Below are 10,048 nucleotides of genomic sequence, written 5' to 3' on the forward strand. Positions count from 1 at the left end.
GCTCCGGTGGCCGCCCGCGTCAGGCCCGGTGGCGGCTCAGGATGCGCTCGCCGGGGTCGAAGAGCTCCTGGAAGAGGTCGACGGCGCCCCGATCTGTCAGCGAGGCCAGGTAGTACGCCACGGTGCGCGGCGAGGGCGGTTCGCTGCGGAGGTGGCGGGGGAGCAGGTCCGGCTCCCGGCTCAGCACCTCGAAGAGGCGGCTCAGCACGTAGCGCCCACGGAAGTTTTGGCGGCGCACCATGGGGCTCTCGTAGACGTGCTCCACGAGGAAGTCCAGGATCTGCCGCAAGCCGGCCTGCACCTCCGGCGACAACCGGATCACCGGCTCGGGGGCCCTCACCGCCTCGGCGTGCGTCGTGACCCCCAGTCGGGCGGCCGCAGCTGCGGATGCCTCCCAAACATCCCAGATGAGTCGATCGATGAGGTGGCGACGGGCGCGGCGGGCCACCAGGCGCTCCTGCTCGCCGTCTCCCAGGCGCGCCGCGAGGGGTGACCCGTCCATCTCCGCCAGGGCCCGCTCCCACGCCTGGCGCCATACATCCAGGCCGGAGGTGCCGAGCAGCCGCTCCGGCGTCACCAGCCCTACGGCGACGGCGTCCTCGAGGTCATGGGCGCAGTAGGCGATGAGGTCGGCCAGGTTGACCACCTGAGCCTCGGGGGTGGGTTGTGGATACTCATCGAACCCCGTCACCGGCTGGTCGAACGGCGTCTCGTGGCGGGCGATGCCCTGCCGTACGGCGAAGGTCAGATTGAGCCCGGGGTGCTGGGGGTAGGCCTGCTCCAGCTCGTCCACCACCACCAGGGAATGGCGGTTGGAGTCCCACCCCGACGGGTCGCCGGACCGCTTGACCAGCTCGTCGAGGGCCCGCTCCCCGGCATGGCCGAACGGCACGTGGCCCACGTCGTGGCCCAGCGCGATGGCCTCGGCTAGCGGCTCGGTCAGGCGCATGCCGGTGGCCAGCGTGCGGGCGATCTGCGCCACCTCCAGCGTGTGCGTGAGGCGGGTCCGGTAGAAGTCGCCCTCGTGGATGATGTAGACCTGGGTCTTGTGCTGCAGGCGGCGGAAGGCCTGGCTGTGGACGATCCGGTCCCGGTCGCGCCGGAAGTCGTCACGGGGATCCGGATCGGCCACCGGGTAGCGGCGCGCGGTCCAGGGGGGCGAGGCGGGTGTGGCGAGCCGGCTCAGATCGGGTGCCTCGCGCCGCAGGGCCGGCCCGCCGGCCGCCGCCGACCCCTCGGAATGCTCCCGCCTGGTCACGGTGTACGGCCTCCCTGGCTCACCCGCCGTAGAACCAGCCGGTGTCCCACATCTCCAGCGGGCGCGCCGCAGGATCGGCCAGCCCTGCCTCCACCACTTCGGCCACGAAGACGGTGTGGTCGCCGCGCTTGACGGCGTCGGTGACCCGGGCCTCCAGCCACGCCGGTAGCTCCGTCAGGATGGGGGAGCCCGTGGCCGGACCCGGGCGGAAGGGATAGCCGTTGAGGCGACCCCCGCTGACCTCGGTCGGGCGGAAGAAGGCCTGAGCCACCTCCTTCTGGTCGGCGCCGAGGATGCCGACGGCGAAGGCCCGGCTCCGCTCCACGAGGGCGTGGAGACGGCTGTCGACCTTGAGGCCCACCATCACCAGCGGGGGCGAGAAGGAGGCCTGCGACAGCCAGTTGACCGTGCCGGCTGCCAGCTCGCCCTGATGAACGGCGGTCAGGACGTAGAGGCCATACGTCAACTTGCGCAGGACCTGCTTGCGGATCTCCGCATCCATGCCGACGACCTCCTCCTGGACGAGGGGCACCTCGATGTCCTATTATCGTCTGGCCATGAGCGACTCGGCTACCGTCATCGTCCTGGTCATGCACGGCGAGCCTCCCCGCGACTTCCCCCGGGAGGCCGTCGGCCAGTACTTCGCCCTCCACGAGCAGGTGGCCTCGGCCCCGCCCGACCGGGCGCAGGCCCTTCGCGAGCGACTGGCGTCGGTCGAGGCGCGCATGCGAGCCTGGCCCCGGTCGGCGGCCAACGATCCGTTCTACGCCGGCTCGGTGGCGCTGGCCCGGGCCCTGGAGCAGGCGACGGGCCTGCCGGTGCGCCTCGCCTTCAACGAGTTTTGCGCACCGTCCGTCCCGGAGGCCCTCGATCAGGCGGCCGCCAGCGCCCGACGGGTGGTGCTGGTCAGCCCCATGATGACACCTGGCGGCACCCACGCCGAGTCGGACATCCCCCGGGCCGTCGACGCGGCCCGTCGCCGGCATCCCGACGTGGAGTTCGTCTACGCCTGGCCGTACGACCTCGACGAGGTGGCGGCCTTCCTGGCGCGCCACCTCAGGCGGTACGCTGGGAGGGCGTAGAGGCCGTCGGTGCCTGCCGGGGCCGGGGCAGCCAGACGTAGAAAGTGGTGCCCTGGCCCGGGGCGCTCTCGAACCAGATCCGCCCCCCGTGCTCGGCTACGACGCGCTCGCAGATCGCGAGGCCCAGGCCCGTGCCCCGCTGCTTGGTGGTGTAAAAGGGCTCGAAGATCCGTCGGGCCTCCTCGGGACCGATGCCGCTGCCCTGATCCTGGACGCACAGCGTCACGCCCTCGGCGTCGGCCGTCTGCCACAACCGCACCGTGCCGGGACCGGGGGTCGCCTCCACCGCGTTTTGCACCAGGTTGATGAGCACGTCCCGCAGCGCGTCGGGATCGGCCCAGATCCCCTCCTCGTCGCCGGAGGCGGGGCCCTCGACGACGAGCTCGATCCCCTGCTGGCGTGCGACCGCCGAGAAGAGGAGACTCACCTCCTGGAGCACGGCGGATACCCGGCAAGGACGGGGCTCGAGGGAGATGGGCCCTTGCAGGCGTTTGAAGCGCTGGAGAGCCATGTCGAGGCGGTCGATGGTGGCCAGGATCCTCGCGGCATCCTGGCGCGGATCGGTGCTCAACCCCACGGCGATGATCTGCGCCTGGGCACGCGCCAGGCTCAGGTAGTTGCGCACCTCGTGGATCAGGGCCGGCACAGGTTCGCTCCACGTCGGACTCGCGCCCGCACGAAGACTCCCGGACACCTACCTCACCCCGCATCCTTGTTCGCGTGGAAGGCCTGGGTGCCGCGTTGGCCGGTAACCTGTCCCAAACGTTTCGAATGTTTCCGATGAGACCGCCTCGGTGGCATGCCCCCTCCGACTTTCAACCGTTCGGGGTCCGGCTCGCCATTCCTGGCGGACCTTTCCTGGGGTAGGAGAGGGCGGGCATGCCGTCGAAACCCGGCTAAGACATCGAGCGGGGAGCTGGGGAGAGCCCGGCTGAGAGGAGGGCCGCCGTGCCGCCCTCGACCCGACGCACCCGATCCGGGTAATGCCGGCGTGGGGACCTCGCAGGATCTCACCGCATCACCGGGCCGCCCGGACGGGCGGCCCGGTCGTCTTCGGACAGGGGGGCACGACGGCGCCCGACCCGCTCGCCCATCGGGGAGGGGGAGGGTATGAGCCGGCGAGTCATGGACCTGTCGGTCTATGTGGTGACGGACCGGGATCTGGCCCGGGGCCGCCCGCTGGACTCCGTCGTCGCCGCGGCCATCGCGGGCGGGGCGACCGCCATCCAGCTTCGCGAGAAGCGCGCCACCACCCGGGAGTTGGTGGAGCTGGCGCAGGCGTTGCGCCGTCTGACGCACCAGGCCGGCGTCTCGCTCATCGTCAACGACCGCATCGACGTGGCGCTGGCGGTGGACGCCGACGGGGTGCACGTGGGACAGGACGACATGCCGGCGCGCCTGGCCCGGCAGCTCATCGGGCCGGAGCGCATCCTGGGCGTGACGGCGGGCACCGAGGAGGAGGCCCGGCGAGCGCAGGAGGACGGCGCCGACTACCTGGGCTGCACCGCGGTCTTTCCCACGGCCACCAAGCCCGACCACCGGGAGCCCCTGGGCCTCGACGGCCTGCAACGGCTGGCCAGGGCCGTGAGCATCCCCGTCGTGGCCATCGGCGGCATCCACGCCGGCAACGCGGCCGACGTGCTGGCCCGGGGAGCGGCCGGCATCGCGGTGGTCTCGGCGGTGATGGCGGCCGACGACGTCGAGTCGGCCACCCGTCAGCTCCGCCGCATCGTCGATGAGGTCACGACCCACGGAGCGGGAAGGAGGAGCCGTCCATGACGACGCGCCAGGCCGAGTTGCGCCAGCGCGCCGCGCGGGCGCTGGCCGCCATCCGCACCCAGCGTCCGCTGGTGCACCACATCACCAACTTCGTCGTGATGAACGACACGGCCAACGTCACCCTGCAGGTGGGCGCCTTGCCGGTCATGGCCCACGCCCGGGAGGAGGTGGGCGAGATGGTGGCCATGGCCGGGGCCCTGGTCCTCAACATCGGGACGCTGACGCCCGACTGGGTGGAGGCCATGCTGGAGGCGGGGCGGCGCGCCAACGCCTCGGAGATCCCCGTGGTGCTGGACCCCGTGGGCGCCGGCGCCACCACGCTGCGCACCCAGAGCGCCCGGCGGCTGCTCTCGGAGCTGCGGGTGCGGGTCGTGCGGGGCAACGCCGGCGAGATCGGGGCCCTCTACGGGACAGGGGGAATCGTCAAGGGCGTGGAAAGCCTGGGCGGCGTGGACGACCCCGTGGGCCTGGCGCGCCAGGCGGCCCGGGCCTGGGGGACGGTCGTCGCCATCACCGGCAAGCGCGACATCGTGACGGATGGCAGCCGGGTGTTGGGCGTCGACAACGGTCACGCCTATCTTACGACCCTGACGGGCACGGGCTGCATGAGCACCACCATGGTGGCTGCCTTCGCCGCGGTGGAGCCCGACGGGGTGACGGCGGCGGCGGCGGCGCTGGCCTGCTTCGGTCTGGCGGCCGAGTGGGCCGCCGAGGAGGCCCGGGGGCCGGGCAGCTTCAAGGTGGCCCTGCTGGACGCCCTGCATCGCCTGGGGCCCGAAGATCTGGAGCAGGGGGCGCGCATCGAGGTGGTGGCGGGTGACGTCTGAGACGCCCAGATCCGAGCCGGTGTCGGCGGTCGGCGAGTTCGGCCTCATCGAGCGCCTGGCCAGGCGACTGCGGCCCCCCGACCAGGACGTGGTGGTGGGCATCGGCGACGACGCGGCGGTCGTGCGCCTGGGCCGGGGCCGGCACCTGCTGGCCACCTGTGACGTGCAGGTGGCGGGGGTGCACTTCCTGGCCAACCGGGTCGACCCCTTCGCCCTCGGACGGCGGTGCGCGGCGGTCAACCTCAGCGACATCGCCGCCATGGGCGGCAGGCCGACGCACTTCCTGGTCTCCCTGGGGCTGCCCCCCGAGACGCCGGTGGCCTTCGTGGAGCGCCTCTACGAAGGGCTGGCGCAGGAGGCGGCACGCTTCGGGGCCGACGTGGTGGGCGGCAACGTCAGCCGCTCGCCCGTGCTCTTCATCGACCTGACGCTGCTGGGCGAAGCCGGGGACCAGGTGCTGCGGCGCAGCGGCGCGCGACCCGGCGACCGGGTGCTGGTGACGGGGCGGCTGGGCGCATCGGCGGCGGGGCTGGCGGTGCTCGCGCAGCCCGGCCTGGAGGCGTCGGAGGACGATCGCGCCCGGGTGCTGGAGGCGCACCTGACCCCGACGCCCCGTCTGCTCGAGGCGGGGGCCATCGTCGCGACCGGCGGCGCCACCGCCATGTTGGACGTCAGCGACGGCCTCGCGCAAGACCTGGGGCATCTGTGCGATGAAAGCGGGGTGGGCGTGCGGGTCTGGGCGGGGTCGCTGCCTGTCGACGAGGCGACCCGGCGGGTCGCGCGGGCCGCGGGCCGGGACCCCCTCGAATGGGCCGTGGGTGGCGGCGAAGACTACGAACTGCTCTTCACCGCCCGCCCCGAGGCGGTCGAGGCGCTGATCGCGGCGGTGGGACGGGCCGCGGGCACCCCCGTCTCGGTCATCGGGGAGATCCTGCCCGCCGAGCGGGGCCGGTGGCTGGTGTTGCCCGACGGCCGCGAGGTGGCGCTGGGGGTCCGCGGCTGGTCTCACTTCTGAGGCGCGCCGGCGTCGCCGCATCCTGCGCCGGCAGCCGGCGGTGCCGGCGACGAGAGAGGTGAAGGCGTTGGAGAAGCGTCCGCGGGTCGGCTACCTGTGCATGGAGTGGGGGCTCGACCCATCCCTGCCGCTGTACGCCGGCGGGCTCGGCATCCTGGCCGGGGACATCCTCAAGGCCGCCTACGATCTGCGCTTCCCCATGGTGGGCGTCGGCATCCTCTGGCGTCAGGGCTACGTCCGTCAGGTCGTGGAGGATGGCCGTGTCATCGACGCCTATCCCCGCTACGACGACGTCCGTCTCCAGCTCCAGGAGACGGGCGTCGACGTGACGGTGGAGATCCGTCGGCGCCCCGTGCGCATCAAGGTGTGGAGGCTCGACGGACGGAGCCGACCCGAGGGCGCTCGCCATGCCCCGCTCTTCCTGCTGGACACGGATCTGCCCGACAACGCCGACCGGTGGATCACGGGGCAGCTGTACGGGTGGTTCGGCGAGGAGCGGGTCGCCCAGGAGATGGTGCTGGGCATCGGCGGCGTGCGCGCGCTGCAGGCGCTGGGCCTGGAGCCCGAGCTCTTCCACTTCAACGAGGGCCACGCGGTGCTGGCCGGCCTCGAGCTGATCCGGCAGGGCATGGAGCAGGGCCTGCCCTTCGAGCAGGCGTGGCAGGCAGCTCGGCGGCGCATCGTCTTCACCACGCACACGCCCGTCAAGGAGGGCAACGAGGTGCACCCCCTGGATCTGCTGGAGTACATGGGGGCCTTCTGCGGGCTCAACCGGCGCCAGATGATCCGGATTGGCGGTGACCCGTTTCAGATGACGGTGGCCGCGCTGCGTCTGGCGCGGGCCGCCAACGGGGTCTCCGAGCTCCACGGCCGCACGGCCCGCCGGATGTGGGCCGACGTGACCAACGCCCCGCCCATCCAGGGCATCACCAACGGGGTGCACGTGCCCACCTGGCAGGATCCACAGATGGCCGCGGCCTACGCGTCGGGTGAGGACCTGTGGGCCGTCCACCAGAGCCTCAAGCAGGAGCTCATCGACTTCGTCGAGCGGCGCACGGGGGTCCGGCTGGCCCTCGACCGGCTGCTCATCGGCTTCGCCCGGCGTGCGGCCCCCTACAAGCGCGCCGACCTCATCTTTCGCGACCCCGACGTGATCGGGCCGCTCTTGGAGTCGGGTCGGGTGCAGATCATCTTCTCCGGCAAGGCCCATCCCCTGGACGACCGGGGCCACGAGATCGTCCAATCGCTCATCGCCATGCAGCGGCGCTACCCCCGGGCGGTCGTCTTCTTGCCCGACTACGACATGGCCATCGCCCGGATGGTGACCCGCGGGGCCGACGTCTGGCTCAACAACCCGCGCCGGCCCATGGAGGCGTCGGGGACGTCGGGGATGAAGGCCGCTATCAACGGGGTGCTCAACCTGAGCGTGCTCGACGGCTGGTGGCCCGAAGCGTGCCGGCACGGCGAAAACGGCTGGCAGATCGGCGGCGGGTACGAGGGGCCCGACGCGGACGCCCACGACGCCCGGTCGCTGTATGAGACGCTCATGGGCGAGGTGCTGCCGGCCTACGAGGGCGATCGGGCCCGCTGGGTGCGGATGATGCGGGAGAGCATCGCCTCGGTGGTCGAGCGCTTCTCGGCGAGCCGCATGCTGCAGCGCTACGCCGAGGCCCTCTACCGCGGCGGCGCGGCGGAGCCGGTGGCGGGTCGCTGAGCGAGCCGCGGCGGTCGTGGGCCGGGGTGGGGGGTTGGTAAGATAGGGGGCGAGAGGAGGGGATGGGCCGGGGATGCGCATCGAGTTCCTCTACTGGGAGGAGTGCCCCTCGCACGACGAGGCGCTGCGGCGGCTGAGGGAGGTCCTCCAGGAGGAGGGGGTGGAGGATCCCATCCAGATCGTCCGGGTCGACACCGACGAGCAGGCCGAGCGGCTCCGGTTCCCCGGGTCGCCCACCATCCGCTTCGACGGGCAGGACATCCAGCCCGAGGGCGCTCGGCGCATGGGCACCGCGCTGACGTGCCGCACCTACTGGGTGGACGGGCGGATCTCCCCGCTTCCCACCAAGGCCATGATCCGCGAGGCGCTGCACCGCGCCCGGACGCCAAGGAGGGAGATCGGATGGCAGCCTTGAAGATCGGCGATCCCATCATCGACTTCGACTTGCCCGCGACCGACGGCCAGCGCTATTCGCCGGCATCCTTCCGGGAGAAGCCGGTGCTCGGGGTCGTCTTCTGGTGCAACCACTGCCCCTACGTGCAGGCATGGGAGGGGCGCGTCGTCGAGATCCAGCGGCGATACGCAGACAGGGGCGTGCAGCTGGTGCTGATCAGCAGCAACGACCCCGCCCAGTACCCGCAGGACAGCTTCGCGGCCATGACCCAGCGCGCCCGGGAGAAGGGCTACCCCTTCCCCTACCTCTTCGATGAGACGCAGCAGGTGGCCAGGGCCTACGGGGCCACCCGCACGCCGGAGATCTTCCTCTTCGACGGGGAGCGGCGCCTGCGCTACCACGGCCGACCCGATGACAACTACGAGGATCCGAGCGCCGTGACCCGGCCCTACCTGCGCGACGCCATCGAGGCGCTGCTGGCGGGGCGGCAGCCGTCGACTGCCGAGACGGAGCCGCAGGGCTGCACCATCAAGTGGCGGCGCTGAGAGCCATCCTGCTGGCGGCGGTCTGGCTGAGCGTGGCCTGGGCCGGTGGGGAGGCGCGGTCCCAGGCCGCCGCCGGGTCGGGCCCGGAGCCGGCGGCGGCCGTTCGGGGCAATGGATGCTCATAGCCGGGGCCGCCTTGGGGAGCGCTGGCCGGCCGCGCAGGAGGCGGCACGCGGGCCCGAGCACCTGGAGCCGCGAGCCGGGTTCTACACGGGCGTCCGGCTCTGCACCGACGCAGGGCCCTGGCGCTGGGCGCTGGGGGTGGCGGCCGACGGCCTGCACGTGCCTTTCCGGCAGGCCCACGGCGTGTGGGAGCCGGCGGCACTGGGTCTCCACGCTGCTGCGGGTCCGACAGGTCGGCTCGACACCCTCTGGGTGGAGTACGGGACCATGGCCGCCGGGGCGACGTGCGACGGCTCGTGGGCGGGGCCGCCCCTCGACCAGGCGGCGGCGCCAGGGGGCTGGCGTGTCTGGGTGGGGCGGCGGCCCCTGGAGATGGCCGGGGCGCTGGGCTCGACGGAGCCGCCGACGGGCCCCGGGGTCGACCAGCTGGGCATCGAGTGGACGTGGGGCCCGTGGCGCTACCGCAAGGCGCTGGGGCGCCTGTCACCCGGCGAGCGCTACGTCTCCGTGCACCGCCTCTACCTGGGGCCTCTCGACGGATGGTGGGGGCGGGTCGGGCTCTCCTTCTACGAGCTGGGGGTGGTGAGCCCCCGCTTCGCAGCCCTGCCGGTGACGTGGCTGCCCTTGTGGCCGGGTTACCTGACCCAGGACCTGGAGCTCGGCGGAGTGGGCAACAACGACGCTAACTTCTACATGGGCCTGGCCGCTCGCCTCGAGCGGCCGGCGGGCTGGGTGCGGGCCGTCGACGCCGAGCTCCTGGTCGACGACATGCCGCAGGTGCCGTGGAAGCGCCAGGTCTACCAGCTCGGTGCCGCGCTGCGGTTCGAGTTGGGAGACCGCCTGGACCTGTGCTACTCGCGCACCCACAACTATGTCATCACCTTTCAGGAGCCGTCCCTGAGCCTGCTGCACCAAGGCCGGCCCCTGGCCTACCCCGAGGGCCCCGACGTCGAGGCGTGGGAGCTCGGCTGGCGGCTCTCCGGCCACTGGAGGTTGTCGCTGGAGTGGCGACGGCGCGGAGAGGGGCGGATCGGGGACGCCTGGGAGTGGGAGCCCTCTCGCCTCGAGGCCGGCAAGGCCCGGGAGTTTCTCGCCGGCACCGTGGAGCACGCGTTGCTGGTCGGGGTGGAGGGGCGACGCGGGACGTCGCGATGGGTGATCCAGGCGGGGCCCGTCTGGGACACGGCCGGCGTCGCCGGAGCCCGGAGCCTGCTGGCGGGTATCCGCCTGTCTCGATCCATTTGACCTGCCCTGGAAGGATCGCGAGAGGGACGAGTCGAAGGCTGGGCGTGCAAACGATAGCACAATCCA

Annotated in this window: 11 protein-coding genes and 1 riboswitch; of the genes, 8 read left to right on the forward strand and 3 right to left on the reverse strand. The window is 72.4% G+C overall.

All coding sequences use genetic code 11. The annotated features are described in order from the left end of the window. Window positions 1–19: 19 nt before the first annotated feature. Entirely contained in the window at window positions 20–1,258 is a 1,239-nt protein-coding gene (gene dgt / locus VLY81_RS04810) for a dGTP triphosphohydrolase (RefSeq protein ID WP_324669891.1), read from the reverse strand. Between the two features lie 19 nt (window positions 1,259–1,277). Continuing rightward, complete coding sequence (locus VLY81_RS04815) at window positions 1,278–1,760, reverse strand: flavin reductase family protein (RefSeq protein ID WP_324669892.1); 483 nt, start codon at window positions 1,758–1,760, stop codon at window positions 1,278–1,280. A gap of 34 nt (window positions 1,761–1,794) precedes the next feature. Between VLY81_RS04815 and VLY81_RS04820 the strand changes: the two genes are divergently transcribed. Further along, window positions 1,795–2,340 carry a sirohydrochlorin chelatase gene (locus VLY81_RS04820; protein WP_324669893.1) on the forward strand — a complete coding sequence of 182 codons (546 nt, stop codon included), beginning with the start codon at window positions 1,795–1,797 and terminating at the stop codon, window positions 2,338–2,340. Here VLY81_RS04820 and VLY81_RS04825 read toward each other — a convergent pair. Beyond that, a complete protein-coding gene (locus tag VLY81_RS04825; protein ID WP_324669894.1) occupies window positions 2,315–2,986 on the reverse strand; it encodes a two-component system sensor histidine kinase NtrB in 672 nt (223 codons plus the stop codon). The genes VLY81_RS04820 and VLY81_RS04825 overlap by 26 nt on opposite strands. Before the next feature lie 253 nt (window positions 2,987–3,239). After that, window positions 3,240–3,356, forward strand: a riboswitch (TPP riboswitch). 94 nt (window positions 3,357–3,450) lie between these two features. On the opposite strand from VLY81_RS04825, the gene thiE reads away from it, so the two are divergent. From thiE to VLY81_RS04860, 7 genes are all read left to right on the forward strand, one after another. Next, on the forward strand, window positions 3,451–4,119 hold the full coding sequence (gene thiE / locus VLY81_RS04830; protein WP_324669895.1) for a thiamine phosphate synthase: 669 nt from the start codon (window positions 3,451–3,453) through the stop codon (window positions 4,117–4,119). Further along, a complete protein-coding gene (gene thiM / locus VLY81_RS04835; protein ID WP_324669897.1) occupies window positions 4,116–4,946 on the forward strand; it encodes a hydroxyethylthiazole kinase in 831 nt (276 codons plus the stop codon). The genes thiE and thiM overlap by 4 nt, the downstream gene beginning before the upstream one ends. After that, entirely contained in the window at window positions 4,936–5,961 is a 1,026-nt protein-coding gene (gene thiL / locus VLY81_RS04840; RefSeq protein WP_324669898.1) for a thiamine-phosphate kinase, read from the forward strand. The genes thiM and thiL overlap by 11 nt, the downstream gene beginning before the upstream one ends. 100 nt (window positions 5,962–6,061) lie before the next feature. Beyond that, window positions 6,062–7,675, forward strand: a complete 1,614-nt coding sequence (gene glgP, locus VLY81_RS04845; RefSeq protein WP_405001332.1) for an alpha-glucan family phosphorylase — start codon at window positions 6,062–6,064, stop codon at window positions 7,673–7,675. A gap of 73 nt (window positions 7,676–7,748) precedes the next feature. After that, window positions 7,749–8,090 (forward strand): DF family (seleno)protein, encoded by a 342-nt coding sequence (locus VLY81_RS04850; protein WP_324669900.1) that lies wholly within the window; start codon window positions 7,749–7,751, stop codon window positions 8,088–8,090. After that, window positions 8,078–8,614, forward strand: coding sequence for a thioredoxin family protein (locus tag VLY81_RS04855; protein WP_324669901.1), 537 nt, complete (start codon window positions 8,078–8,080; stop codon window positions 8,612–8,614). Before VLY81_RS04850 ends, VLY81_RS04855 begins: the two co-directional genes overlap by 13 nt. Before the next feature lie 111 nt (window positions 8,615–8,725). Beyond that, the gene (locus VLY81_RS04860) at window positions 8,726–9,982 is read left to right on the forward strand and encodes a hypothetical protein (RefSeq protein WP_324669903.1); all 1,257 of its coding nucleotides are present in this window, start codon (window positions 8,726–8,728) and stop codon (window positions 9,980–9,982) included. The last annotated feature ends 66 nt before the right edge of the window (window positions 9,983–10,048 follow it).

The sequence above is a fragment of the Limnochorda sp. LNt genome, assembly GCF_035593265.1.
Classification (GTDB): Bacteria; Bacillota; Limnochordia; order Limnochordales; family Geochordaceae; genus Geochorda; species Geochorda subterranea.

Excerpts from the sequence above, each read along its gene's own strand:
- thiE (WP_324669895.1), top strand. The coding sequence starts at position 3,451 with ATGAGCCGGCGAGTCATGGACCTGTCGGTCTATGTGGTGACGGACCGG.
- VLY81_RS04850 (WP_324669900.1), top strand. The coding sequence starts at position 7,749 with ATGCGCATCGAGTTCCTCTACTGGGAGGAGTGCCCCTCGCACGACGAG.
- glgP (WP_405001332.1), top strand. The coding sequence starts at position 6,062 with ATGGAGTGGGGGCTCGACCCATCCCTGCCGCTGTACGCCGGCGGGCTC.
- VLY81_RS04815 (WP_324669892.1), bottom strand. The coding sequence starts at position 1,760 with ATGGATGCGGAGATCCGCAAGCAGGTCCTGCGCAAGTTGACGTATGGC.
- VLY81_RS04860 (WP_324669903.1), top strand. The coding sequence starts at position 8,726 with ATGGATGCTCATAGCCGGGGCCGCCTTGGGGAGCGCTGGCCGGCCGCG.
- VLY81_RS04820 (WP_324669893.1), top strand. The coding sequence starts at position 1,795 with ATGTCCTATTATCGTCTGGCCATGAGCGACTCGGCTACCGTCATCGTC.
- thiM (WP_324669897.1), top strand. The coding sequence starts at position 4,116 with ATGACGACGCGCCAGGCCGAGTTGCGCCAGCGCGCCGCGCGGGCGCTG.
- VLY81_RS04855 (WP_324669901.1), top strand. The coding sequence starts at position 8,078 with ATGGCAGCCTTGAAGATCGGCGATCCCATCATCGACTTCGACTTGCCC.